The following is a 25295-nucleotide window of genomic DNA, read 5'->3' as shown; positions in this document are numbered from 1 at the left end:
ACAATAGTCCGGGCGGAAGCGGCAAGAGGCGGGCGGTACCGTCCGGCCGAGCCAGGAAAGTGGAGGACGGCGGGCCCTATGAAGAAGAACAAGGTCATTACGGCCGAGGAAGCGATCGCGCTGATTCGCGAGAACGATGTCCTCACCACGACCGGCTTCGTCCAGAGCTGCATCCCGGAGGCGCTGCACGCGGCGTTGGAGAAGCGCTTCGTCGACACCGGTTCGCCGCGTGGCCTGACCCTGATCATGACCGCGGGCGCGGGCGACAGCAAAGGGCTGGGCACCGGTCGCCTGCATCACGACGGGCTTCTCTCCCGCGTCATCGCCGCCAATTTCGGGCGCATGCCGAAGGTCGCGCAGGCGGCGCAGGCCAACCTGATCCGCGGCTACAACCTGCCCCAGGGCGTGATCTCGCAGCTCTACCGCGCCTGCGCCGCCGGCCAGCCGGGGCTGTTCTCGAAGGTCGGCCTGAAGACCTATGTCGATCCGCGCCACGGCGGCGCCAAGGTCAACGAGCTGACCACCGAGGACATCGTCAAGCTCGTCGAGGTCGATGGCGAGGAGTGGCTGTTCTACACCGCCACCAAGATCGACGTGGCCTTCATCCGCGCCACCTCCGCCGACCCGTCGGGAAACCTCTCCTTCGAGAAGGAGGCGCTGACCCTCGATTGCCTCGCCCAGGCCATGGCCGCGCGTAACAACGGCGGCATCGTCATCGCCCAGGTCGAGCGCATCGTCGATGACGGCTACCTGCTGCCTAAGGATGTGCGGGTGCCCGGCATCCTCGTGGATTGCGTCGTCGTGGCCGAGCCCGAAATGCACCGGATGAACTACGGCGTGATGTACGACGCCGCCCTCGCCGGCGAGATCCGCGTGCCGGTCACCGGCATCAAGCGGATGCCGCTGAACGAGCGCAAGATCATCGCCCGCCGCGCCGCCTTCGAACTGCCGCCCAACGGCGTGGTCAATCTCGGCGTCGGCGCGCCGGAGGGCATCTCCTCCGTCGCCAACGAGGAGAAGATCACCCCCTATATCACCCTGACGACGGAAGCGGGCGCGGTCGGCGGCGTGCTGGCCTCGGGTTCAAGCTTCGGCGCGGCGACGAACGCCGATTGCATCATCGACCAGAACCAGATGTTCGACTTCTACGACGGCGGCGGCCTCGACATGACCTGCCTCGGCATGGCCGAGTGCGACGGCGCCGGCAACGTCAACACCTCGAAGTTCGGGGGCAAGCTCAACGGCTGCGGCGGCTTCATCAACATCTCGCAGAATGCCCGCTCGGTCGTCTTCGCCGGCACCTTCACCGCGGGCGGCCTGGAGATCGCGGTGCAGGACGGTCAGGTGAAGATCGTCACCGAGGGCCGCGCCCGCAAATTCGTGACGGAGGTGCAGCAGAACACCTTCTCGGGCCCCTACGCGGTCGAGCGCTCGCAGCCGGTGATCTACGTCACCGAGCGCTGCGTCTTCCAACTCACGAAGGAGGGGCTCGAACTGATCGAGGTGGCGCCGGGCATCGACATCGAGCGCGACATCCTCGCCCACATGGATTTCGCACCGATCGTGCGTAACCCGGTGCCGATGGATCCGCGTATCTTCCGCGAGGATCCGATGGAGCTGATCTCGGATCTGCTCAACCTCGACCTCAAGTCGCGCGTCAGCCTCGATGCTGAGCGCAACATCCTCTTCATCAACCTGGAAGGCTGGTACTGCCGGGTGAAGAGCGACATGGACGAGTTGCGCATGACCATTGTCGACGCCTGCCGCAAGGCTGGCCAGCGGGTTAACGCCGTGATCAACCACGACGGCTTCCGGCTCAACGAGAACCTCTACGACGACTACGCCGGGATGATCCAATATCTCCAGGCGAATTACTACGCGACGACGACGCGCTACGCGACCAGCGCCTTCCTGCGCCTGAAGATGGAGGAGGCGCTGACCAAGCGCGGCGTCGCCCCCCACGTGTTCGAGCGCAAGGAAGAGGCCCAGGCCTTCCTCGGCACGACTGAGGACAAGAAGGCGCGCAAGATGATCTCACCGGCGGTGGCTTCCGCCGCTTGAGGACGCGAAAGGAAGGGGATCGCGAAAGGCTTCCGGCCCTCGTGCCCCCCGGGGGCTGCCACGCCGGGCGCGGATCGGCGTGGCTTCAACGACGCGGACCCTCTCCGATCGCGACGCGAGCGAGTAGTGGTGGCTGTCGCCCCTTTTCGTCGGGCCAGATACTTTCTGGAAGGAACGTGATGGTGTTTTGACGAATTGCTGGCTGGCTTGTCGAAAGAACGAACGTCGAAGCCTTAGCTTGGGATACGGCCCGACGCGATTGAATCGGCTGCGACCCTCGGTTGCCGTTTTTCGACACGCTGAGAACATTTCTTAAGCGAGATGCGGAAAGCATTCGGTTTCCCCGAATTCGACGCAGGCATCTCCGGACAATGACACTCAAGCGCACTCTCATGGGGCTGTTCGCGCTCATGTTGCTGTTCGCCGTCGGGCAGGGCGTTCTCGCCCTGGTCAAGCTCGACGCGATCGGCGAGCGGACGTCAGAAATCCTGGACACCACGATCCCGTCGATCAACGAGGCCCACAGCGTCAACGCGTTCGTGATTCGGACGCGGCTCTGGCAGTTTCGCTACGTGACGGCCGAGAACGAGACCGCGCGGGCGGAGAGCGGCGAGAAGGTCAAGGCCTTCATGCGCGACCGCAATGCCAAGGTTGAAGCTTATCGCAGGCTGATCTCCTCGCCCGAGGAACAGCGGACCTACGACGACCTCCTGGCCAAGCTGGAACAGTCGAAGCCCGATTGGGACCGGCTTCGCGCCTTCACCGCCGAGCAGCAGGATGAGGCGCTCACCTATTTCCGCGGCCCCATGAACACGCGCTACCTTGCCACCTCCGAGGCCGCGCGCGCCCTCGTCGATGTCAACATGGCGGCAAGCAAGGTCGCCGACACCGCGATCCGCGCCGAGCAGGCGACGGCGGTGAAGGTCACGCTGGTCGCGCTCTGCATCACGACGCTGACGGCGATCGGCGCGATGATCTTCTCCTTCGTCGGCGTCTCGCGCCCGATCGAGCGGATGACGGCGGCGATGCGCCGTCTGGCCGGCGGCGACACCGAAGCCCCGATCCCGTTCGCGCAGCGGCGCGACGAGATCGGGGCGATGTCAGCGACCGTCCTCGTCTTCCGCGATAACCTGTTGCGGGCCCGTGCGCTCGAAAAGGAAACCGAACTCGCCCGCGCCTCGGCGGAAGAGCAGCGCAAGGCCGGCATGCGCGAGATGGCCGACGGCTTCGAGCGCGCGGTCGGCGGTATCCTCGGCACGGTGACCACGGCAGCGACCGAGCTGCAGGTCACCGCGCAGAGCATGACCGCGATCGCGACGGAGACCGCGGCCCAATCGACCGCGGTGGCCGCCGCAGCCGAGCAGGCCGCCGGCAATGTCGGCATGGTCGCCGCGGCGAGCGAGGAACTCGGCGCTTCGGTGCAGGAAATCGGGCGGCAGGTCGCCGGCTCGGCCGAACTCGCCGGGATCGCGGCCGGCGAGGCCGGGCAGACCGTCGTTCTGGTCCGCGATCTCTCGGAGGCCGCCGCGCGGATCGGTGATGTGGTGGCGTTGATCTCGACCATCGCCGGCCAGACCAATCTGCTCGCTCTCAACGCAACGATCGAGGCGGCACGGGCCGGAGAGGCCGGGCGCGGCTTCGCCGTCGTTGCCGCCGAGGTCAAGGAACTCGCCAACCAGACGGCGCGCGCAACTGAGGAGATCTCGGCCCAGATCGCCCGTATCCAGGGGGCGACCGGAGAGGCCGTCTCGGCGATCGACGGCATCAGCACGCGCATCCGTGAGATCAGCGGCGTCGCCACCGGCATCGCGGCGGCCGTGGAAGAGCAGGGCGCGGCCACCCAGGAGATCGTGCGCAATGTCGGCCAGGCCTCGACCGGCACATCCGAGGTGACGAACAACATCGCGGGCGTCGCCTCGGCGGCCGAGGAGACCGGGGCAGCGGCATCCCAGGTGCTGCACTCGGCGTCGGACCTGTCCCAGCAGGCCGAGCGCCTGAAAACGGAGATGACCCGCTTCCTCGCCACCGTGCGGGCCGCCTGAGGCATCGCCGCCACCGCCTCGTCAGAGTGACGGAGTAAGACAAGGACTATCTCTCGAAGCCGCATCGGCGGCTTCGCGGCGCGAAGAGCGCCGCGCGGAGCGGGCTTTTCAGGGCGTGAGCCCTGAAAAGCATCGAGCGGAGCGAAAGCCTGAGCCCGCGGAGGCGGGCGCCGGCGACTGAGGCCAACCAAGAGCGAGGGCGATTGCTTTCAGGCGATGGGCCTGATGCCGTCCCGGTCCCGCCTTGCGTCATCCGCTCCCATCTGCTAACGCCCCGCCCATCCCACACGCGGAGCCGGCCCCATGCCTGAATGGGGCGTTTCCGGTGGCCGGCCGATTGGCCAGCTACTCCTCCGCGGCGGTATCAACCGGAGAGACCAAAAATCATGGCCGTCGATTTCTCTATGCGCCAGCTCCTCGAGGCCGGCGCCCATTTCGGGCACCAGTCGCACCGCTGGAACCCGAAGATGCAGCCCTACATCTTCGGCACCCGTAACAACATCCACATCATCGACCTCGCCCAGACCGTGCCGGCGCTCCACGCCGCGCTCCAGGCGGTGAGCGACACGGTCGCCCGCGGCGGTCGCGTGCTGTTCGTCGGCACCAAGCGCCAGGCGGCGGATTCCATCGCCGAAGCGGCCAAGCGCTCTGCTCAGTACTACGTCAACTCCCGCTGGCTCGGCGGCATGCTGACCAACTGGAAGACCATCTCCGGCTCGATCCAGCGCCTGCGCAAGGTCGATGAGACGCTCGAAGGCGGGGCCGTCGGCCTCACCAAGAAGGAGCGCCTCATGCTGACGCGTGAGAAGGACAAGCTCGAGAAGGCGCTCGGCGGCATCAAGGACATGGGCGGCGTGCCCGACCTGCTGTTCGTGATCGACACCAACAAGGAGCAGCTCGCGATCAAGGAGGCCCAGCGCCTCGGCATCCCGGTCGCTGCCATCGTCGACACGAACTGCAACCCGGACGGCATCTCCTACATCGTCCCGGCCAACGACGACGCCGGCCGCGCCATCGCGCTGTACTGCGACCTCATCGCCCGCGCGGCGATCGAGGGCATCGGCCGCGGCCAGGGCGCGCTCGGCCTCGACGTCGGCGCCTCCGAGGAGCCGACCGCCGAGGAACTGCCGCCGGCCAACGACGACGTTGCGGTGTCCGTCGCCTCCGACGCGATCGCCCCGGCCGACGTCGCCGCGCTCGCCGAGTCGACCGAGCACTTCGAGCAGCTCGCCGCCCCGCGCGGTGCGCCCGACGACCTGACCAAGCTCAACGGTGTCGGCCCGCAGCTCGTGCAGAAGCTCAACGACGCCGGCGTGTGGCACTACTGGCAGATCGCCGCGATGCAGCCCGAGGACGTGGCCAAGCTCGACGCCGACCTGAAGCTCAACGGCCGCTTCGCCCGCGACGGCTGGGTCGAGCAGTCCCGCGCCTTCGTCGAGGCTTCCGCGGCCTAAGTCCCGCGTTCGCCGCCGGGCTTTTCGCCCGGCGGCCCGATCGTCATCTTCCTGCAAAGCCCGGTGCTTTCAAAGAGCGCCGGGCTCATTCACTTGAAGACCCGCTCTTCAAGTCCCGCTCTTCAAGACCTCGAGAGGATCGCCATGGCCAACATCACCGCCGCACTCGTGAAAGAGCTTCGCGAAAAGACCGGCGCCGGCATGATGGATTGCAAGGGCGCGCTCAACGAGACCAACGGCGACCTCGAAGCGGCGGTCGATTGGCTGCGCAAGAAGGGTCTCGCCAAGGCCGCCAAGAAGGCCGGCCGCGTCGCCGCCGAGGGCCTCGTGGCCGTCGAGTCCGCCGGCCGTCACGCCGCGGTGGTCGAGGTGAATTCCGAGACCGACTTCGTCGCCCGCAACGACGGCTTCCAGGCCTTCGCCCGCGAGGCCGCCAAGCTCGCGCTGAACACCGACGGCACCCTGGAGGGCCTCCAGGCCGCGACCTTCCCCGGCTCGTCCGAGACGGTCCAGGAGAAGCTCTCGAACCTGATCGCCACCATCGGCGAGAACATGACCCTGCGCCGCGTCGCCAAGCTCGAAGTGAGCAAGGGCGTGATCGCCTCCTACGTCCACGGCCAGATCAACGAAGGCCTCGGCAAGATCGGCGTGCTCGTCGCGCTCGAATCCGAGGGTGACGTCGAGTTCCTCTCCACGCTCGGCCGCCAGATCGCCATGCACGTCGCCGCCACCAACCCGACCGCACTCGATGCCTCGGGCGTCGATCAGGCCGTGGTCGAGCGCGAGAGCAACATCCTGCGCGAGAAGAACGCCGGCAAGCCGGACCACGTCATGGCCAAGATCGTCGAGAGCGGCCTGAAGAGCTACTACAAGGAGGTCACCCTCCTGGAGCAGCCCTTCGTCCATGACGGCTCCAAGACCGTCTCGCAGATCCTCAAGGAAGCCGCGGGCAAGGCTGGCGGCGAGGTCGCGATCAAGGGCTTCGTCCGCTACGCGCTGGGCGAGGGCATCGAGAAGGAAGAAGGGCCGGACTTCGCCGCCGAAGTCGCGAGCATGTCGCGCTAAAAGTCCGGGCGAGGACGTTTGAGAGCCTGACTCGGCTCCAGTCGTCACCGATCCTCACAGATCGTCATCCAGGGGCGGCGGCAGCGATGCCGTCGCCCCTCGACGTTCGGCCCCCCGTCTTGTTAGAAGCCGCGGCGCCCAGAACCCGAGACGACGAGGATCTTCGATGTCGGAGACGACAAGCTACCGCCGCGTCCTCGTCAAACTCTCCGGGGAGGCCCTGGCTGCCCCCGACGGTTTCTGGCTGCATCCGCCGATGCTGGCGGCCCTGGCCGAGGACATCGCGGCCACGATCTCCCGCGGCATCCAGATCGCGGTGGTGGTCGGCGGCGGCAACCTGATCCGCGGCGCGCGCATTTCCCAGGCCGGCTGGATCGACCGGGCGACGGGCGACTCCCTCGGCATGATGGCGACGGTGATGAATTCGCTCGCTATCGAGACCGCGCTGAATGCCGCGGGCGTCCAGGCTCGCACCATGTCGGCGGTGTCGATGCCGACCATCTGCGAGACCTATGCCCGCCAGCCGGCGCTGCATCACCTCGACAAGGGGCAGGTCGTGGTGCTCGCGGGCGGCACCGGCAATCCGTATTTCACCACCGACACGGCGGCGGTTCTGCGCGCGGCGGAGCTGCGCTGCGATGCCGTGCTGAAGGCGACGCAGGTGGACGGTGTCTACTCGGCCGATCCGAAGCGCGATCCGGAGGCGATCCGCTACGACCGCATCACCCACGATGAGGCCATCGCCCGCGATCTCAAGGTGATGGACACCGCCGCCTTCGCTCTGGCGCGGGAGAGCCGCCTCACCATCGTGGTGGGCTCGGTGCACGCCCCGAGTTCGATTAACGCGATCCTGACGGGCGCCTCGGTCTCGACCCGCGTGGTGCCGTAGGCAGCGGCGCTTTCCGCGGAGGATCCCCTCGCCCCGCTTGGGGGAGAGGGGAAGTCGGTGTCGGGCCGGCAGGTAAGCCTGCGGCCCGCTTCTCTCGCCAGGAAAGAATCAGCCGACCTTCTGGGCCTTGGCGCGCTCGATGCCTTCGAGAATCAGGCGATGGGCTTCCGCCTTGTCGCCCCAGCGCACGACCTTCACCCACTTGCCGGGCTCCAGATCCTTGTAGTGCTCGAAGAAGTGCTGGATCTGGCTGACCGTGATATCGGGCAGGTCGGTGTAGTTCTCGACGCGGTTGTAGCGCTGGGTCAGCTTGCGCGAGGGCACGGCGATGATCTTCTCGTCCTCGCCGCCGTCATCCTCCATCACCAGAACGCCGACGGGGCGCACGCTGATGACCGCACCCGGGATGATCGCGCGGGTGTTGGCCACCAGCACGTCGCAGGGATCGCCGTCACCGGAGAGGGTGTGCGGGATGAAGCCGTAATTGCCCGGATAGAACATCGGCGTGTAGAGGAACCGGTCGACGACGAGCGTGCCGGCGTCCTTGTCCATCTCGTACTTGATCGGCTCGCCGCCGAGCGGCACTTCGACGATCACGTTGACGTCGTCCGGCGGATTCTTGCCGATCGAGATGGCGTTGATGTCCATGGGCCTGTGCTCTCTGAAATCCGGCCGTCGGACGCTTCGCCCTGTCCGGCGGGTGTCTCGTGCGGGGGCAGCTTACAACGCCGCACCCATCGATCGATGTCTTAGATTGTGCGGGCGGGAAATGAAATCGTCCCTCTGGCCAAGTTGCGTTTCCTCCGCCATCGCGTGGCGAAAAACGCGGGTTTGCCCCGTCCGGCCCTGATTCCGGCCCCGATTCCGGCCTTGAGCAGCGGCCCGCTCCGGAGCCCGCACCACCATCCGGGACGATGCTTTGCTCCCGGCGCGATCAGGTGAAGAGGTAGCCGACCTTCGGCAGGCAGAAGCCGGAGATGCGCTCCACCGATTCCGCGCCGGCCACGCCGCCGAGGCCCTCGTAGAAGCCGCAGGCGCGGGCGTTGTCGGCGAGCGCCCAGACGCCGATGCGGGTGAGCCCGCGGTCGATCAGGTCGTTGCGCACCGCCCGGAACAGGCGCGTGCCGAGCCCGAGCCCCTGGAATTCCGGGGCGATGTACAGTTCGTCGATCTCTCCGTCCGCGCGCATGGCCCGGTCCCGCGTCCGGCCGTAGGTCGCGTAGCCCGCGATCCGCTCGCCGAAGGTGATGACCGCGAATCCGCGCCCGCCGCCGATCATCTCGCGCCAGGTCTCCGGTCCGCGCCGGGCCAGGAAGCGCTCCAGGGCGACCCCTGGAATCACGCCCTGATAGGCCTCGCGCCACGCATCATCGAAGACCGCCGAGAGACCGGCGGCGTCCGCGGCGCGGGCACGGCGGATGCTCACCGTGGTCGTCGTCATGGTGTGGTCCGATTACGAGCCGATGCCGCATGATGACGGCAAAGCGAGCGGTTCGGCAACGGCCTGAAACGGGGTGCGTTGTCGCCCGAATCGCGGGCTGTTAGAGGAACGCTCCGACACGCCTCTCGCAGCAATCCGTGTTCAACCGCTTCCTTCCTCCCGAGACCCGCTACGCGCGGCGCATGGCCCGCATCGCGAAGTTCGAGCGACCGATCGACGGCTCCGTCTCCCGGGCGAAGGCCTGGGCGAACATGCTGCTGGTCGATCACGGAATCTTCCGTCTCGCCTATCTCAACCGGCACCGGATCGGCACCGGGCTGGTCTGGCGTTCGGCCCAGCCGACGCCGCACCAGCTCGCGTGGTTCAAGCGCCAGGGCGTGCGCACGATCGTGTCGCTGCGCGGTGGGCGTGAGCATGGCTCCTGGCCCCTCCAGCGCGAGGCCTGCGAGCGGCAGGGGCTGAACCTCGTCGAGTTCGTGCTGCGCTCGCGCGAGGCGCCCTCCCGCGAGACCCTGCTGGCGGCGCGCGACTTCTTCGCCGGCCTCGAATACCCCGCGGTGATGCACTGCAAGTCGGGGGCGGACCGGGCCGGGCTTGCCGCGACCCTGTTCCTGATCCTGCACGAGGGCCGGCCGGTGCGGGAGGCCTTGCGCCAGCTCTCGCCGCGCTACGGCCATTTCCGCTTCGCCAAGACCGGCATTCTCGACGCGTTCTTCGCGACCTATCTCCGCGAGGGCGAGGCGCGGGGCCAGAGCTTTCTGGACTGGGTCGAGCACAGCTACGATCCGCAGGCGATCACCCAAAACTTCCGTGCCGGTTTCTGGTCCGACGTCGTCGTCGACCGCCTGCTGCGGCGCGAGTAGGCGCCGCCTTGGCCCTCAGGCTGTCGCGGCTGCTCGGGGCCGTGTCTCCCCCCTGGGCCGGACGGCGCGGGTCGGATGAGGCCGGTCTGACCGGTCCCCGGATCGCGGTGATCGGCAATTGCCAGGCGAAGGGCGTGGCGGAGGCCGTGCGCATCCTCGCGCCGGGCGCGCGGGTGCGGCTGATCCCGATGAGCACGCTGGGCAAGCGCGAGCGCAGCCTCGATGCCTTCGCCGCCACGCTCGGCGATTGCGACCACGTCTTCTCCCAACCCTTCCCGACGGGCTTCTTCCCGGAGGGCGGCTCAGAGGCGCTGCGCGAACGGCTGCCGGGGATGCGTCTCTTCCCCTCGATCGTCTTCACGGCGTTCCACCCGGACGCGGTCTATGTCGGCGACCTCGCCTCGGTGGCGCGGGTGACGTTGGTGCCGTCACCGCTCGGCAGCTACCACTCGGCGATCACCCTGTTCGGCTTTCTCCAGGGGCTCTCGCCGGAGCGGATCGCCGGTCTGTTCCGCGAGGACGTGTTTTCGCGCCTCGGCTATCTCGATGCCTGGGGCTTGGCCGCGGCGGACCTGACCGCGTCGAGCCGGGCGATCGGCTTCGATCTCTCGGGCGATCTGCTGCGCTGGTCGCGGGGCGGCCTGTTCATGCATAACATCAACCATCCGCGCCTGAGCGTGCTGGGCGACATCGCCGGGCGGCTGCTGCGCGAGGCCGGGCTCACGCCGCGGCCGGTCGCGGTTGAGGCCTACGCGCCGGATGAGCTCTTGGACGACGCGATCTGGCCGGTCTATCCGCCGGTGGCGATGCTCTACGGCGTGTCGGGTTCCACGATCTTCAAGCGCCGCCAGCGCCGGGGCGCGCCGCCCGAGACCCTCGGTCTCGACGCCTTCGTCGCGGAAAGCCTCGCGATCTACCAGCGGCAGCCCCGCGAGACCCTGACCTGCCACCGGATCGAGCACTGGGCGGCGTCACCCGAGATCCGCAGGCTGTTCGCGGCTTGAGCCCATAACCGATTCCCAAAGGGCGAGCCCTTTGGCGGGTCTCAGGGCAGAGCCCTGAAGCTCACCCCTCCGCCTCGTCCTTGCCGCCGCGTTCGGCGAGGCGGGCCAGCGTCGTCATCTCGCGGAACCACGTCCGCACGGGCTTGGCCGGCGTGCCGCCCCAGCGCGAGCCCGGCGGCACGTCGCGGTTGACGTTGGAGGAGCCGGCGATCTGCGAGCCCATGCCGATGCGCAGGTGGCCGACGACGCCGACCTGACCGCCGAGCACCACGTAATCCTCCAGCGCGTGGTCGAGCCGGAGATGCCGACGCCGGAAACGATCACGCAGTGGCGGCCGATCACCACGTTGTGGGCGATCTGCACGAGGTTATCGATTTTTGTGCCCTCACCGACCACCGTGTCGCGCGAGGCGCCCCGGTCGATGGTGGTGTTGGCGCCGATCTCGACGTCGTCCTGAATGATCACGCGGCCGACCTGCGGCACCTTGATGTGGCCGCCCGCGCCCATGGCGAAGCCGAACCCATCCTGGCCGATCCGGGCGCCGGGATGGACGATGACGCGGTTGCCGACGAGCGCGTGGGTCAGGGTCGCCCCCGCGCCGATGGAGCAGTCGCGGCCGATCCGGACGTTGGGGCCGATCACGGCGTTGGGGCCGAGCACCGTGCCCGCGCCGATCTCGGCGCCGGGGCCGACGACGGCGCCGGGATCGATGCGCACGCCATCCTCCAGCCGCGCCTGCGGGTGGACGTGGGCGCCGGGGGACACCCCGGCGGCGGCAAACAGCGAGCCCGGCCGCATCGCCTCCTCGTAGAGGCGCGCCAGCAGCCCGGCATAGGCGCGGTAGGGATCGCGGGTGACGAGGGCGATGGTGCCGGCCGGCACGCGGGGAGCAAAGCGCGGCGAGACGAGGCAGGCCAGCGCCCGCGTCGTGGCCAGTGCGTCGCCGTAGCGGGCATTGTCCATATAGGCGAGTTCGCTCGGCCCCGCGGTTTCGAGGGGGGCGGCGCCGGTCACCGGCTGCGACGGGTCGGCGCCCTCGGGGAGCGGGACGCCGCAGGCCTCGGCGACGCTACCGAGGGTCAAGCCGCCTTTCGGCGCGATGAAAACGGGATCTGACATAAGGTTCGACGCCGGCAGGGGAGGGAGCTGGGCGCCGCTATAGCGCTCTTCGTCGGAAGGGGCATCCGCCCGGACGGGAGCGGACGTGCCACCAAAAGCAAAAGAGCCGTGCCTGACCGGGATACGGTCAGGCACGGCTCTTTCAAGCCCATGTTTCGAGGATCAGAAGCGCGAGCCGCCGGAGAAGCGGAACGCCTGGAGCTGGTCCTTGCCGACCTTGCCAAGAGCCGTCTGGACACCCTCGTCCTTCGACAGCGCATAGGCGTAGTCGAAGCGGATCGGGCCGAGCGGCGAGTTCCACAGGATCGAGGCACCGACCGAGGAACGGATCGTCGCCTTGTCGCGGACGTTCACGCATTCGGGCTCGACCGTGATCGCGCCGGCACCGAAGTTCGTGTAGTTGCAGCCCGATCCCGGCGCGAAGCCGTTGATGAAGCCGTCGCGGTTCACGTCGAAGTTGCGGCGGCCGTCATAGCCGAACAGCGTACCGGCATCGGCGAACAGCGCGCCCTTCAGGCCGAGATCCCGCGGCAGACCCCAGATCGGGAACTGAACTTCGACGGTGGCGCCGAAGTAGGTCGTGCCGCCGATGGCGTTGGAGCGGGCGTCGGCGATGCCGATGTCGCGCGGGCCGAGGCCGTTCGGGGCGAAGCCGCGGACCAGCGACGGGCCGAGGAAGAACTGGTCGGTGATGCGCAGCGGCTGATCGTCGAGGTTCGAGACGTGGCCGCCCTGTAGACGCACGAAGCCGACCACGTCCTCCCACAGTTCCTTGTAGTAGCGGGCATCACCCGTCACGCGGAAGAACTTGGAGTCGCCGCCGATGCCGGCCACATCCGGCTTCAACTCGCCGTAGAAGCCGTTCGTGGGCCGCTGAAGGTTATCCAGCGTCGAGTAGGCCAGCGTGACACCCGCGAGCGAGGTCAGCACGTTGCCCTGCTGGCCCTTGAGCGCGATCGAGGCCTCGCCGTCGAAGGCGCAGTTCGGATAGGCCGGGAGGCCACCGACGTCACGACCGCTCGACGGGTCGATCGTGCCGGCCGGGTTGATGGCCGTGTAGCCGGGGATCGCCACCGAGCAGTCGTTGTAGGGCCGCTTGATAGTGTTCGGCACCCGCAGCTCGGTGTTGTAGACCGAGTAGCGGAAGGTGACGCCGAATTCCTCGGTGATCGGCAGGCCGAGGCGGAGCTGACCGCCATAGACGGTCGTCTCGTAGCGCGACCAACGGGTCAGGTCGGAATACTTGTAGAAGGCGTCGAAGCCGGCGGCGAGGCGGTAGCCGAGGAAGTACGGCTCGGTGAAGGAGAAATCGATGCCGCGGGCGTACTGGCCGCCCTGCACCGCGAGGCGCACGTACTGGCCGCGACCGAGGAAGTTCGACTCGGAGACCGAGACTTCGCCGATGATGCCGTCCTGGGTGGAGTAGCCGCCGGCCACCGAGAACGAACCCGTGGGCTGATCCTCAACGTCGATGTTCACGACCACCCGATCCGGGGCCGAGCCCGGCTCGTTGGAGAAGCGCACCTTCTTGAAGAAGCCCAGGCCGTTCAGCCGGCGCTCGGCGCGATCGACCAGCACGCGGTTGTAGGCATCGCCCTCGGTCAGATCGAGCTCGCGGCGGATGACGTAGTCGCGGGTCCGGGTGTTGCCGCGGATGTTGATGCGCTCGACGTAGACGCGCGGTCCGTCCTCGACCACGAAGCCGAGGGCGACCTGATGGGTGGCGCGGTCGCGCTGACCGGTGGGACGCACCTGGGCGAAGGGGTAGCCCTGGCGGTTGACCTCGTTGGTGACGCCAACGAGCGTCTTCTCGACGTCCTCGGCGTTGTAGACGTCGCCGACCTGGGCGCGGATCTGCCCGTCGAGCGCCTCGCGGTCGATGCCGGCGATGCGCGGGTCCACGGCCACTGCGCCGACGGTGTATTGCTCACCTTCCTCGACGGTGACGTTGATGACCCAGCCGGCATCGTCGCCGGTCTCGACGTAGCGGGCATCGGCGTTGACGACGCGGAAGTCGGCATAGCCGTTCTTCAGGTAGTACCGGCGCACGATGTCGAGGTCGGCGGAGATACGGTCGGGATCGTAGACGTCGGAGGTCTTGATGAACGAGAGGAAGTTCATCTCCGAGGAGGACATCAGACCCTTGAGGGTCGATTCCGAATAGGCTTGGTTGCCGATGAAATGGATTTCGCGGATGCCGGTCTTATCGCCTTCGTCAATGGCGTAGATGACGTCGGAGCGTCCGCTGGGCAGGTCGACGAGGCGGTAGCTGACCTTGGCGGTGCCGCGGCCCGAGCGCTTGTAGACGTCGCGGATGCGCTCGACGTCGGCGGCGATCACCGCCGGGCTCAGGGCGCCGCGGTCCTTGGTCTCGACGACGCTCTCGAGCGTCGCCTTCTCGACCTTCTTGTTGCCCTCGAAGAAGACACGGCCGACGACACTGTTCTCACGCACGCGCACCACGGTGGTGCCGCCGCGGCCGGAGACCTGCACGTCGGAGAAGAGGCCGGTGGCCAGAAGGTTGCGCCGCGCCTCCTCGGGAGACCCGGTGGCGGTGCCGGTGACGTAGGAGCGGATCGTCTCGGAATCGACCCGGCGGTTGCCTTCGACGACGATCTGCTGCGCCTGCGCGGCCGCGCCGCCGAGGATCACGGTGGCGGCGGTGGCGACCAGAACGATGGCACGCTCCGCCGACTTTCGCCGGCGCTTTCCCGTCATCGACATCATGTAATCGCCCGTCTCTTTTTGTCTCAGCACGGGTTCGCACCCGCAGGCAGCCGCCCTTAAGGCTCACCGCCCTCTGGTCCCGGCCACGCTTGTATCGGGATTCCCCCACGAAGCAAACGCGGCGGCCGTCCGACATACCGGGATTTTGAGGGGTCGTGGCCTTCGCGCCACTTAACGACGAAGCACCTTTTCACGTGATCTCAGATTAGCGTGAATAGGGCGTAAATATGATCGCGAGCACGACTTTCCGGTTCGCGTTCTGATCGTAGTAAGGCGGCATTCACCGCAAAAGCGAACGGCCCGGCGGGGTCGCCGGGCCGTCGATACAGGGTCGGGAAGGGGTAGGGAAGAGCGCTCGGATCAGGTGCCGCGCTGGCTCAGCGAGGCGCCGAGATTGAGGATGTCGTTCCAGGCGGCGAACAGCATCAACATCAGCACGAAGGCCAGTCCGATGCGGAAGCCGATCTCCTGCGCCCGCTCGCTCAGGGGGCGGCCGCGCACCGCCTCGAAGGCGTAGAACATCAGGTGCCCCCCATCGAGGAGCGGGATCGGGAACAGGTTGAGCAGCCCGATCGAGACCGACAGGAGCGCCACCAGCCCGATCAGTCCGCCGACGCCGCCGACGCGCGCCACCTCGCCCGAGACCCGGGCGATGCCGATCGGGCCGGAGAGCTGGTCGGCGGATTCGCGCCCGGTCACGAGCTTGCCGATGTAGTCGAAGGTCCGCTCCACCACGAAGGCGGTCTCGTGGACGCCGAGCTTCAGCGACTCGAACGGGCCGTAATGCACCAGCTTGGCCGCGCCGGCATTCGGCCCGTTGATGCCGAGCCGGCCGAAGCGGTGGCGACCGAAGGGCGTGCGCTCCTCGATCATGTCCGGCACGGCGGTCAGGGTCTGGACCTGCCCGCCGCGATCGACGGTCACCGCCAGCGAGGAGCCGGGCGGCGGCCGAGACGACGCGCTGCATATCGTTGAAGGTGTTGACCGTCTGGCCGTCGATCGTGCGGATCACGTCGCCGGGCTGGAAGCCCGCCCGCGCGGCGGCGCTGTTCGGCTGCACCGCCTCGACGCGCGCCGGCGTCTCGTAGCGGCCGCTGACATAGATCGCGCCCGCGAAGACGGCGATGGCCAGGATGAAGTTGGCGATGGGGCCGGCGGCGACGATGGCTGCGCGCTTGGCCACGGGCTGGGTCGGGAAGCTCACCGCCCGCTCGTGCGGGCTCATGCGGGCGACCGCCTCCGGGTCGGGCACGCTGGCGCCGTTGGCGTCGCCCACGAACTTCACGTAGCCGCCGAGCGGGATCGCCGAGAGCTTCCAGCGGGTGCCCCGCCGGTCGTTGAAGCCGATGATCTCCGGGCCGAAGCCGATGGAGAAGGCGGTGACGCCGACGCCGCACCAGCGCCCGACCAGGAAATGGCCCATTTCGTGCACGAACACGACGATCGTCAGCACGATCAGGAACGGGATCACCGCGCCGAAGAAGCCGGCGGCGTTGCCGCCCATGCCGCTCAAGAATTCCATGGCCGTTATCCTTCAGGCCGCGACCCACGTATGGGATCCGTGCACATCATGCGCGAATCCCAGTCTCAACCGTCCGCCCTGACAGGGCGAGCCCATGGCCGGCAAGTCGCGGATCGTCGCATGCCTCACGTTCGAGCGCGAGATCTATTCGCGCGCGCAACCCCTTGGGCCGGGCTCTCCATCCCCGACAACACTTCGTAAAGGTTAATTCCCAGCCTAGCCCGCGACGCGGGCGGCGGGCACCGCCTCGAGGCTCCAGGCGCGCACCCGCGCGTCGATGGCCAGCGCCTCTTCCACGTCCTCCGGCGCATGGCGGAACTCGGCGGCGAAGTGCTCGACCGCCCGCTCCACCAGTTCGGCGATGCCGTAGAAGGGAATCGCGCCGCGGATGAAGGCGGCGACCGCGATCTCGTTGGCGGCGTTCATGACGGTCGGCGCCGCGCCGCCCTCGGCGAGCGCCGCGCGGGCGACGCGCAGGCAGGGGAAGCGGGCCTCGTCGGCCGGCTCGAAGGTGAGGCTGCCGGTCACGGCCAGATCGAGCGGCCGCCCGCGGGCGATCTCCAGACGGTCGCCGAGGCCGAGGCAGTGGGCGATCGGCACGCGCATGTCGGGCATGGCGAGTCCCGCCGTCACCGCGCCGTCGCGCCACGCGATCAGCCCGTGCACGATCGATTGCGGATGGACGATCACGTCGAGCCGTTCGGCCTCGATGCCGAAGAGGTGGTGGGCCTCGATCAGCTCCAGCCCCTTGTTCATCAGGGAGGCGGAATCGATGTTGATCTTCATGCCCATCGACCAGGTCGGGTGGGCGGCGGCCTCGGCCGGGGTCGCGGCGGCGATGCGCTCGCGGGTCCAGGTGCGGAACGGGCCGCCCGAGGCGGTCAGCGTCATCTTGGCGATGTCGGACACGCGGCCGTCGCCCATGGCCTGGGCGAGTGCGTTGTGCTCGGAATCCACCGGCAGGATGCGGGCGCCGTAGCGCTTGGCGTCGCGCATGAAGGCGTCGCCCGCGCAGACGAGGCTCTCCTTGTTGGCGAGCGCGATGGTGCGCCCGAGCCGGAGCGCGGCATGGGTGGGTTTCAGGCCCGCCGCGCCGCTCACCGCCGCGACGACGATGTCGGCCTCGCGGGCGACCGCCTCCAGCACCGCATTCTCGCCGGCCCCGTTCGGGATGCCGGAGCCCGCAAGCGCCTCGGCCAAAGCCGGGCCGGCGCTCTCGTCGGCGAGCGCGGCGAAATCCGGCCGCATCTCCAGGGCGAGCTTGGCCAGGGCCGCGGCATCCTTGCCGCCGACGAGGGCGCCGACGCGGAAGCGGCCCGCATGCTGGGCGAGGAGGTCCGTGGTCGAGCGGCCGATCGAGCCGGTAGCGCCGAGGACGGTGACGGTGAGGGTCACGGGATCAGTTCCGTTCAGGCATTCAGGAGCCGCAGGGCGGCAAGGCACAGGCCGGCGAGCCCGGCCACGGCGAAGAAGCCGTCGAGCCGGTCCATGACGCCGCCATGGCCGGGGATCGAGCGGCCCGAATCCTTGACGCCGTAGCGCCGCTTGAGGGCGGACTCAACGAGGTCGCCCCCCTGCGACAGGATCGAGGCGAGGCCGCTCAGCGCCGCGACCAGGGGGGGCGAGACCGCGGGCAGCGCGTCCCAACCCTGGCTGCGGGCGATGAGCACGGTGACGGTTCCGCCGACGATTCCCGCGGCGAGGCCGCCGAGCGCGCCGGACCACGTCTTCTTCGGGCTCACCCGCGGCATCAGCTTCGGCCCGCCGATGAGGCGGCCGGTGAAGTAGGCGACGCTGTCGGTGGACCAGACCACCGCAAACATCCAGGCCGGCCCGACGATGCCGATTTCGGGGTCGATCCGCAGCAGCGTCGGCACCAGGGCGACCACCGCGCCGCCGAGCAGGCCCCAGATCGGCTTGCGCCGGCCGGGGCCGTGTCCGAGGGCGAAGAGACCGAGGCTGCCGGCGAGCAGGAGGAGAGCCGGAACCCAGACGGGGGCGCCGAGCAGCACCGTGGCGAGCACACCGAACAGCGTCGCGCCGGTCAGTCCCAGCAGCGGCAGCAGCGGCTCGGAGCGGGTCATGGCGAGCCATTCGGCGGCACCGACGACGCCCGCGATCAGCCAGATGCCGGCAAAGGCCCAGCCGCCGACGAGGAGCGTGCCGAGCACGACGGCGCCGAGCACCAGCGCCGAGGCGACGCGCAGGCCGAATTCGCGGTTGGCGAAGGGCGCGCGCCGGGCCGGGGAAACCACTTCGTCGCCCGCCATCAGCCGGCTCCGGCGCTGAGGCCGCCGAAGCGGCGGTCGCGACGGTGGTACTCGCTGACGGCGGCGAGGAACGCGGCGTGGTCGAAATCCGGCCAGAAGCCCGGCTCGATCACGTACTCGGCGTAAGCCGTCTGCCATGTCAGGAAGTTCGAGAGGCGCTGCTCGCCCGAGGTGCGGATCACGAGGTCCGGGTCGGGGATGCCGGCGGTGTCGAGCGCCTCGGTGATGGTCGGCAGCTCGATCTCGTCGACCCGCAGCCGCCCCTCGGCGACGGAGGCCGCGATGCGCCGCACCGCGCGCAGGATTTCCTGGCGCCCGCCGTAATTGAAGGCAACGACCAGGGTCAGGCCGGTATTGGCGCGGGTGCGCGCCTCCGCCTCGTCGAGCAGGCTCGCGATGTCCGGCGAGAGGTCGGCACGGTCGCCGATCACCCGGATGCGGACGTTGTTGGCGTGGAGGTCGGCGAGATCACCGCGGACGAACAGCTTGAGCAGGCCCATCAGCTCGGAAACCTCCGAGGGGGGGCGGCGCCAGTTCTCGGAGGAGAAGCTGTAGATCGTGAGATAGTCGATGCCGAGGGTGATGGCGGAGCGCACGGCGCGGCGGACGGCCTCGACGCCGCGGCGGTGCCCCTCGAAACGGGGCAGGCCCCGGCTTGCCGCCCAGCGGCCGTTGCCGTCCATGATGATGGCGACGTGGCGCGGCGCTGGCTGTCCGGCGCCTCCGGGGGCGGCGCCTGCCGCCTCACCGATCTGCCGCGCGCCTTCCGAGCGAACCAACGCAGCCTCCTCCTCTCGCCGCCGCGGTTCGGCGCGGCCCCACCCGTCTCCGTTCCGTGCAGGCCGGGTGTCAGACCTGCATGATTTCCTTTTCCTTGCTCGCCAGCACGCCGTCGATCTCGTTGATCGCGTCGTCGGTGGCCTTCTGCACCTCGGCAGCCTGACGCTTCTCGTCGTCTTGGCTGATGGCGCCGTCCTTCTCGAGCTTCTTGAGGATGTCGAGCCCGTCGCGGCGCACGTGGCGCACGGCGACGCGGGCCTCCTCCGTATACTTGTGCGCGACCTTGACCATCTCCTTGCGGCGCTGCTCGTTCATCTCGGGGATGCGCAGGCGGATGGTCTGGCCTTCCGTCATCGGGTTGAGGCCGAGATCGGATTCGCGGATCGCCTTCTCGACGTTGGTGACCATCGAGCGGTCCCAGACCGAGATCGAGAGAAGCCGCGGCTCCGGCACGCTGACGGTTGCGACCTGGGCCATCGGCATCGAGGAGCCGTAGGCCTCGACCTGGATCGGATCGAGCAGGCTCGGCGTCGCGCGGCCCGTGCGCAGCGATCCCAGATCCTTGCTCAGAGAACTGACGGCACCCTGCATGCGGCGCTTGATGTCGCCCAGGTCGAATTCCGGTGTAGCCATAGGTTCAAAGTCCCGATGCGTTCGGGTGGCAGATCGGCGCGCGGACGCGCCCGGCGCGCGGTGCCGCTACATGAACGAAAAACCGGGTGGCCGCAAATGCGGTTGTGCCCGTGCTGGGCTCGGGCGCCGCAGGCCTGCGACGGCGTATCCTTTAACGGTGCAGCTTAGCCAGATCTGCCTTGCCGGAGAGCAACGTGCCTATGCATGTTGCAAATCCGGTAGCGATCCGTCAGCTTGTATGTGGTATACCAGATCCGTGAGCTGACAGGTGGAGCACCTGCCTGCGGAACCGGCAGCGCCGACACCGGTCGAGACACGAGGAACGCGCGAGGATGCCCAACCCCGGTGGCCCGGAACAACGCGCTGAACGATCGCACGGATTCCGCCTGTTCCGGCCGATTCTGGCCGGCGCGACCCTGCGTGAGCGCCTGATCGCGTGCCTGGGTGCTCTTGCGGGCATCACGCTCACCGGCCTGGTCTGCGGCTGGTTCTTCGGAGAAGGCCCCCACATCCCGCTGATCGTCGCGCCGATGGGGGCGTCGGCGGTGCTGATCTTCGCCGTGCCCGCCAGTCCGCTCGCCCAGCCCTGGTCGGTCATCGGCGGCAACACCATCTCCGCGTTCATGGGCGTGCTTGCCGCGCACCTCATTCCCGATCCCGTCATTGCGATCGGCGTTGGCGTCTCCCTTGCGATCGCAGCGATGTCGCTGACCCGGTGTCTTCACCCGCCGGGTGGGGGCCGCCGCCTTGACCGCACTCATCGGCGGCCCGGCCGTCACGTCGGCGGGCTTTCTGTTCCCGCTTTTCCCGGTCGGCCTGAACTCGGTCATTCTCGTTGCGCTCGGCATCGGCTTCCACAAGCTCTCGCGCCGCAACTACCCGCACGTCGCGGTCGCGACGCCGGTGAACACCCACGGGACGGGGGATTTGCCGGCCCCGCTCCGGGTCGGCTTCCGGACTGAAGATGTCGATGCGGCCCTGGTCGCGCTGGACGAGACGCTGGACATCGACCGCGCCGATCTCGACCGGCTTCTCCGGCAGGTCGAACTCCACGCACTCGTGCGCGCACGGGGGGATCTGACCTGCGGTGAGGTGATGTCACGCGACGTCGTCACCATCGGGCTCGATGGCAGCGCCGAACGGGCACGGGAGCTTCTACTCGCCCACAACATCAGGACGCTTCCCGTCATCGACCGGGCCGGCCGGCTCGCCGGCACGATCGGCCTGCGCGAGCTGACGCTGCACGGCGAGGTGGCGCTGGCGCAGGTGATGTCCGAGGCCAGGACGACCGGGCCGGACGACCCGGTGATCGCGCTGGTGAACGATCTGACGGACGGTCATACCCATGCGGTCGTCGTCACCGCCGACGACCGGCGCGTGCTGGGGATCATCACCCAGACCGATCTGCTCGCGACCCTGACGCGCCTGCTCTCCGCCAAGGCGTTCGCGCTGCCCGATCCGGTCTCACCGTAGCGGCCGCCACCGCCCGAGGGCACGCCTTTATCGACCCGTCAAAACGCTCACCTCCGCGACCGCCCGGCCGCCGGACCGCCATCGTCTGCGACGCCCCGCCGAAAGTTGGCCCGGTTGTTGCCAGAACTCACTCTTTCCTGGCGCTGCCACGTCCGCGGGATTGAGCCGATGCAAGACGGTCCGCTTCTTCAGATGCTGTACGCGGCCCTCATGGCCTCGAGCATGATGCTGACATGGCAATTCTCCCGCCTGCGTAAGCCGTAGCCGGCCAGAAGCCGCCGGCACGCCGGGGGCGAGCCGTTCGGCCGTCCCGGCGCCCGCTTCACAGGGCTTCACCCCGCAGCAGGCGCGGGGTCCCGCCCCGCAGCGCCGATGCTTGGCCGATGAAGAAGCGCTTCAGGCCCGGCATCCGATCGACGAGGCCGAGGCCGAAATCGCGGGTGAGCCGCAGCGCCATGCTGTCGTTCGAGAACAGGCGGTTGAGCCCATCCGTCGCCGCCGCCATCGCGACGGAATCGAAGCGGCGCGCCTGCTCGTAATCGCGCAAAACCGCATCCGCGCCGGGATCGAGCCCGAGCCGCAGGGCGCCGGTCACCGCCTCGGCCAGGGCCGCGGCCCCGGCGAGGCCGAGATTGAGCCCCTGGCCCGCCAGCGGATGGATGACGTGGGCGGCGTCCCCCAGCAGCGCGAGGCGGGGCGCCCGGAAGCTGCGGGCGAGGCCGAGATGCAGGGGATGGGCGCTCGGCCCATGCTCCAGGGCGATGCGCCCGAGTTCGGCCCCGAACCGGCGCTCGATCTCGGCCAGCGTCTCGGCGGCATCCCCGCCGAGCAGGGCCGGCACGTCGGCGCTGCGCTCGGTCCAGACGATGGAGGAGCGGTGGCCGAGTGCGCCGCCCGCCTTGAGCGGCAGGATCGCGAAGGGCCCGCTCGGCAGGAAATGCTCGAAGGCCCGGCCCTCATGGTCGCGGGCATGCTGAATCGTCGCGACGATACCCGATTGCGGGTAGGACCAGCCGACCCAGCCGATGCCGGCGGCCTCGCGCAGGGCCGAGCGCGCCCCGTCGGCGGCGACCACGAGCGCGACCTCGTCGCTGCTGCCGTCGCTCAGGGTCACCCGGGTCACGCGCGGGCCCGGCACGGCGGCGGTAACACTTGAGGCGGCGAGGTGGACGCCCGTTTCCCGCGCGGCGTCGAGCAGCACGGCGACCATCGGCTCGGCCTCGACCATGTGGGCGAAGGGCTCGCCCGCGTCGCGGGCCTCGGTTCCGTCGCCGAAGGTCAAGAAAACCGGCCGCACCGGATCGCCGACCCGGCTGTCGCTGATGACCAGCCGGCGCATCGGCTCCGCCGCCGGTTCGATCCGCGACCAGAGCCCGAGCTGCTCGAACATCCGCCGCGGCCCGGCCGCCACGGCGTAGGCGCGCCCGCGATGGCGCGCCGCGCCGGCCTCCAAACCTGGATCGCAGACCGTCACGTCGAGCGCCGCCCCGTGCGCCTGCTTCAGGGCGACCGCCAGGGTCAGGCCCGGAATGCCGGCCCCGGCGACGAGCAAGCCGCGGCTGCCGGCGCGGCGATCCCGAGGAGGACGATTCGTTGCGCTCATCTCGTGACCCTCATGGGCGTCCCTCGTCTGCCCCGTCCGGAGCGGGAGTGGCGGTCGAACCGGTGATATCGCGCCCGGCGCCCGTCCGCATCCCGCGCGAGCAATCGGCGGCTGCGGGACAACGCCGCCGGATTGTCACGCCGCCTCCGGCCGGTGGCGACAGCCGTGACCGATCGCCGGGCCATCCGCAACGTCCCCCGATCTCCGCTCCTGCGCCGTGAGAGGGGTCGACTGGGCGGTCTTCCCGGTTGGTCGGGTTTGTCCGGATCAACCTTGTCGATGGTTTCGCCGCTTACGTCCGTTTGACAGAACAAACCCAGTGATCGGCGGACTGTCTTTCCCCGCTCTATTGGAGATTGTCAGATGGAGGCGCCTGCCGCATCGTCTGCCCGATGCGCCCACCTGTTCCGCTCTCCGCCGTCCGCACGTTCGAGGCCGCCGCGCGCCGCCGTTCGTTCAAGGACGCGGCGAGCGAGCTCAATCTCACCGCGAGTGCCGTCAGCCACGCGGTGCGCAAGCTGGAGCAGGCCCTCGGCGTGGCGCTGTTCGAGCGCGACAGCCACGGCATCGCCCTGACGGCGGCCGGCGAGGCTCTTCTCGACCATGTCAGCCGCGCCTTCGAAGAGATGAACCGGGGCTTCGACCTCGTCGCGACGCGGGCCCCCGCAATTGCTGCGCCTGCACTGCGCCCCGAGCTTCGCCGCGCAATGGCTGACGCCGCGCTTGGCCCGCTTCATGGCCAGCCATCCCGACTTCGAGGTGCGACTCGCCGCTGGCATGGATTACGCCCGCTTCATCACCGACGAGTTCGATGCCGACATCGTCTACGGTCCGCCGCGCGGCGAGGGGCTCATCGTCATGCCGCTCGGCCAGGAAACGGTGACACCGCTCTGCACGCCCGAGCGCGCCCGCAGGATACGCGAGGCCGCCGACCTTCCCGGCCAGCCGCTGATCCAGAGCGACAACAAGCTCGTGCGCTGGCCGCTCTGGTTCGAGCGCAACGGCTTGCGCGCCCCACCCTCCGCCGGCCTTCGCTTCGACCGCAGCTTCCTCGCCATCACGGCGGCGGCCGACGATCTCGGCATCGCGCTGGAATCCACACTTCTGGCCGAACGGGAATTGGCGAGCGGGCGCCTCGTCGCGCCGCTCGCAGAGCGGGCCTCCAACGTCGAATATACCGGTCATTATCTCGTCTTCCCGGCCCTGACGCGGCGCCGAACCCCGCTCTGCGTGTTTGCACGCTGGCTCGCCGCCGAACTGCGTGTGGCGTTGCCCCCGGAACTGCCCCCGGAGACGCCGCAACCCGTGCGGGCGCAGCAGCCGGCACCGGCAAGGTGAGCGAAATTCATCTGGGGCTGATAACTTCGCGTTTGCTGCATTATGGGGCCATGCATCATCGTGCTCATCAATGAGATGAGAGGAAACGAACTGCAGCCGACCCCGGCACCGCCGCTGTAGTGCGGCCGAGCGCGCGGGCAACTTGTCGAGGCCCAGCGGTCGGGCCCGGCAAATCGGCGGATCTCCCATCTCCAAACAAGCTGAGCGCCGGAGCGGAAGCACCGCCGCCGCGCAGGGAGAGCGACATGCTTCTGAAGGACAAAGTCTGTGTAATCACCGGCGCGGCCTCCGCGCGCGGCATCGGCAAGGCCACGGCACGCCTGTTCGCGGCCCAGGGCGGGCGGGTGGTCATCCTCGATCTCGACGCCGGCCAGGCCGAGGCGGCGGCGCGCGAGATCGGTCCGGGGCATTTCGGCCTCGCCTGTGATGTCGCCAGCCGGGCGGCCTGCCAAGCGGCCGCCGACGAGGTGATCGCCCAGGCCGGACAAATCGATGTCCTCGTGAACAATGCCGGCATCTCGCAGCCCCTGAAGCTGATGGAGATCGAGGCGGCGAATTACGATGCCGTCACCGACGTCAACCTGCGCGGCACCCTCTACATGAGCCAGGCGGTGATCCCCGCCATGCGCCGCCAGCGCGCCGGCGCGATCGTCTGCATGTCGTCGGTCTCGGCCCAGCGCGGCGGCGGCATCTTCGGCGGTCCGCATTATAGCGCCGCCAAGGCGGGCGTGCTCGGTCTCGCCAAAGCGATGGCGCGCGAACTCGGCTCCGACGGCATCCGGGTGAATTCGGTGACGCCCGGCCTGATCCAGACCGACATCACCGCCGGCAAGCTCACCGACGCGATGCGCGCCGAGATCGTCAGCGGCATCCCCCTCGGCCGCCTCGGCGTCGCCGACGACGTCGCCAATGTCTGCCTGTTCCTCGCCAGCGACCTGTCCGCCTACCTCACCGGCGCGGTGATCGACGTCAACGGCGGCATGCTGATCCATTGATCGGAAGGAACACAGC

The 25295-nt window shown here is 68.8% G+C and carries 17 protein-coding genes and 4 pseudogenes; 11 read left to right on the top strand and 10 right to left on the bottom strand.

What is annotated here, in order from left to right:
• Nucleotides 1–78 precede the first annotated feature (78 nt).
• The 5 genes from M2437_RS22905 to pyrH all read left to right on the top strand — a co-directional run bounded on the left by M2437_RS22905 (nucleotide 79) and on the right by pyrH (nucleotide 7511).
• Nucleotides 79–2061: an acyl CoA:acetate/3-ketoacid CoA transferase gene (locus M2437_RS22905; protein ID WP_003598031.1), complete on the top strand. Its 1983-nt coding sequence runs from the start codon at nucleotides 79–81 to the stop codon at nucleotides 2059–2061.
• A gap of 371 nt (nucleotides 2062–2432) precedes the next feature.
• Nucleotides 2433–4103, top strand: coding sequence for a methyl-accepting chemotaxis protein (locus M2437_RS22900; protein WP_253388763.1), 1671 nt, complete (start codon nucleotides 2433–2435; stop codon nucleotides 4101–4103).
• A 386-nt stretch (nucleotides 4104–4489) separates the two neighbouring features.
• On the top strand, nucleotides 4490–5557 hold the full coding sequence (locus tag M2437_RS22895) for a 30S ribosomal protein S2 (RefSeq protein ID WP_003598033.1): 1068 nt from the start codon (nucleotides 4490–4492) through the stop codon (nucleotides 5555–5557).
• A 144-nt stretch (nucleotides 5558–5701) separates the two neighbouring features.
• A complete protein-coding gene (gene tsf / locus M2437_RS22890) occupies nucleotides 5702–6622 on the top strand; it encodes a translation elongation factor Ts (RefSeq protein WP_003598034.1) in 921 nt (306 codons plus the stop codon).
• A 166-nt stretch (nucleotides 6623–6788) separates the two neighbouring features.
• Nucleotides 6789–7511 carry a UMP kinase gene (pyrH, locus tag M2437_RS22885; protein ID WP_003598035.1) on the top strand — a complete coding sequence of 241 codons (723 nt, stop codon included), beginning with the start codon at nucleotides 6789–6791 and terminating at the stop codon, nucleotides 7509–7511.
• A 108-nt stretch (nucleotides 7512–7619) separates the two neighbouring features.
• Here the strand turns inward: pyrH and ppa are convergent, their stop codons facing one another.
• A complete protein-coding gene (ppa, locus tag M2437_RS22880; protein WP_003598036.1) occupies nucleotides 7620–8159 on the bottom strand; it encodes an inorganic diphosphatase in 540 nt (179 codons plus the stop codon).
• Nucleotides 8160–8445: 286 nt separating this feature from the next.
• Entirely contained in the window at nucleotides 8446–8952 is a 507-nt protein-coding gene (locus M2437_RS22875; RefSeq protein ID WP_253388762.1) for a GNAT family N-acetyltransferase, read from the bottom strand.
• A 137-nt stretch (nucleotides 8953–9089) separates the two neighbouring features.
• On the opposite strand from M2437_RS22875, the gene M2437_RS22870 reads away from it, so the two are divergent.
• Both M2437_RS22870 and M2437_RS22865 read left to right on the top strand, forming a co-directional pair.
• Complete coding sequence (locus M2437_RS22870; protein ID WP_003598038.1) at nucleotides 9090–9815, top strand: fused DSP-PTPase phosphatase/NAD kinase-like protein; 726 nt, start codon at nucleotides 9090–9092, stop codon at nucleotides 9813–9815.
• Nucleotides 9816–9823: 8 nt separating this feature from the next.
• Entirely contained in the window at nucleotides 9824–10819 is a 996-nt protein-coding gene (locus M2437_RS22865; protein WP_253388761.1) for a WcbI family polysaccharide biosynthesis putative acetyltransferase, read from the top strand.
• A 61-nt stretch (nucleotides 10820–10880) separates the two neighbouring features.
• Here M2437_RS22865 and lpxD read toward each other — a convergent pair.
• The 3 genes and pseudogenes from lpxD to rseP form a co-directional block, all read right to left on the bottom strand.
• A pseudogene (gene lpxD / locus M2437_RS22860) lies at nucleotides 10881–11938 on the bottom strand (UDP-3-O-(3-hydroxymyristoyl)glucosamine N-acyltransferase).
• Nucleotides 11939–12100: 162 nt separating this feature from the next.
• The gene (gene bamA, locus M2437_RS22855; protein ID WP_003598044.1) at nucleotides 12101–14665 is read right to left on the bottom strand and encodes an outer membrane protein assembly factor BamA; all 2565 of its coding nucleotides are present in this window, start codon (nucleotides 14663–14665) and stop codon (nucleotides 12101–12103) included.
• Nucleotides 14666–15025: 360 nt separating this feature from the next.
• A pseudogene (gene rseP / locus M2437_RS22850) lies at nucleotides 15026–16118 on the bottom strand (RIP metalloprotease RseP).
• Here rseP and M2437_RS22845 point away from each other — a divergent pair.
• Nucleotides 16003–16269 (top strand): hypothetical protein, encoded by a 267-nt coding sequence (locus tag M2437_RS22845; RefSeq protein ID WP_499007203.1) that lies wholly within the window; start codon nucleotides 16003–16005, stop codon nucleotides 16267–16269. The pseudogene rseP and the gene M2437_RS22845 sit on opposite strands and share 116 nt — an antisense overlap.
• A 134-nt stretch (nucleotides 16270–16403) precedes the next feature.
• Here M2437_RS22845 and dxr read toward each other — a convergent pair whose 3' ends face one another.
• From dxr to frr, 4 genes are all read right to left on the bottom strand, one after another.
• Complete coding sequence (gene dxr, locus M2437_RS22840) at nucleotides 16404–17582, bottom strand: 1-deoxy-D-xylulose-5-phosphate reductoisomerase (protein WP_253388760.1); 1179 nt, start codon at nucleotides 17580–17582, stop codon at nucleotides 16404–16406.
• A gap of 14 nt (nucleotides 17583–17596) precedes the next feature.
• Nucleotides 17597–18457: a phosphatidate cytidylyltransferase gene (locus M2437_RS22835; RefSeq protein ID WP_253388759.1), complete on the bottom strand. Its 861-nt coding sequence runs from the start codon at nucleotides 18455–18457 to the stop codon at nucleotides 17597–17599.
• Nucleotides 18457–19236 carry an isoprenyl transferase gene (locus M2437_RS22830; RefSeq protein WP_003598053.1) on the bottom strand — a complete coding sequence of 260 codons (780 nt, stop codon included), beginning with the start codon at nucleotides 19234–19236 and terminating at the stop codon, nucleotides 18457–18459. Before M2437_RS22830 ends, M2437_RS22835 begins: the two co-directional genes overlap by 1 nt.
• Nucleotides 19237–19306: 70 nt before the next feature.
• Entirely contained in the window at nucleotides 19307–19870 is a 564-nt protein-coding gene (gene frr / locus M2437_RS22825) for a ribosome recycling factor (RefSeq protein WP_003598054.1), read from the bottom strand.
• A gap of 332 nt (nucleotides 19871–20202) precedes the next feature.
• Here frr and M2437_RS22820 point away from each other — a divergent pair.
• Nucleotides 20203–21343: pseudogene (locus M2437_RS22820) on the top strand (HPP family protein).
• Between the two features lie 322 nt (nucleotides 21344–21665).
• On the opposite strand, the gene M2437_RS22815 reads toward M2437_RS22820, so the two are convergent.
• Nucleotides 21666–22946, bottom strand: a complete 1281-nt coding sequence (locus tag M2437_RS22815; protein ID WP_253388758.1) for an FAD-dependent monooxygenase — start codon at nucleotides 22944–22946, stop codon at nucleotides 21666–21668.
• Nucleotides 22947–23338: 392 nt separating this feature from the next.
• Here M2437_RS22815 and M2437_RS22810 point away from each other — a divergent pair.
• Nucleotides 23339–24284, top strand: a pseudogene (locus M2437_RS22810) (LysR substrate-binding domain-containing protein).
• 245 nt (nucleotides 24285–24529) lie between these two features.
• Nucleotides 24530–25279, top strand: coding sequence for an SDR family NAD(P)-dependent oxidoreductase (locus M2437_RS22805; protein WP_253388757.1), 750 nt, complete (start codon nucleotides 24530–24532; stop codon nucleotides 25277–25279).
• Nucleotides 25280–25295 lie beyond the last annotated feature (16 nt).

It is taken from the genome of Methylorubrum pseudosasae (assembly GCF_029504475.1).
GTDB lineage: Bacteria > Pseudomonadota > Alphaproteobacteria > Rhizobiales > Beijerinckiaceae > Methylobacterium > Methylobacterium extorquens.
Note: the sequence above shows the minus strand (reverse complement) of the source record. Positions and strands in the feature narration are given on the sequence as shown.

Coding starts and splice junctions, on each gene's coding strand:
- M2437_RS22835 (WP_253388759.1), bottom strand. CDS start 18,457: ATGGCGGGCGACGAAGTGGTTTCCCCGGCCCGGCGCGCGCCCTTCGCC.
- M2437_RS22815 (WP_253388758.1), bottom strand. CDS start 22,946: ATGAGCGCAACGAATCGTCCTCCTCGGGATCGCCGCGCCGGCAGCCGC.
- M2437_RS22805 (WP_253388757.1), top strand. CDS start 24,530: ATGCTTCTGAAGGACAAAGTCTGTGTAATCACCGGCGCGGCCTCCGCG.
- bamA (WP_003598044.1), bottom strand. CDS start 14,665: ATGATGTCGATGACGGGAAAGCGCCGGCGAAAGTCGGCGGAGCGTGCC.
- M2437_RS22905 (WP_003598031.1), top strand. CDS start 79: ATGAAGAAGAACAAGGTCATTACGGCCGAGGAAGCGATCGCGCTGATT.
- frr (WP_003598054.1), bottom strand. CDS start 19,870: ATGGCTACACCGGAATTCGACCTGGGCGACATCAAGCGCCGCATGCAG.
- ppa (WP_003598036.1), bottom strand. CDS start 8,159: ATGGACATCAACGCCATCTCGATCGGCAAGAATCCGCCGGACGACGTC.
- tsf (WP_003598034.1), top strand. CDS start 5,702: ATGGCCAACATCACCGCCGCACTCGTGAAAGAGCTTCGCGAAAAGACC.
- M2437_RS22900 (WP_253388763.1), top strand. CDS start 2,433: ATGACACTCAAGCGCACTCTCATGGGGCTGTTCGCGCTCATGTTGCTG.
- pyrH (WP_003598035.1), top strand. CDS start 6,789: ATGTCGGAGACGACAAGCTACCGCCGCGTCCTCGTCAAACTCTCCGGG.
- M2437_RS22895 (WP_003598033.1), top strand. CDS start 4,490: ATGGCCGTCGATTTCTCTATGCGCCAGCTCCTCGAGGCCGGCGCCCAT.
- M2437_RS22875 (WP_253388762.1), bottom strand. CDS start 8,952: ATGACGACGACCACGGTGAGCATCCGCCGTGCCCGCGCCGCGGACGCC.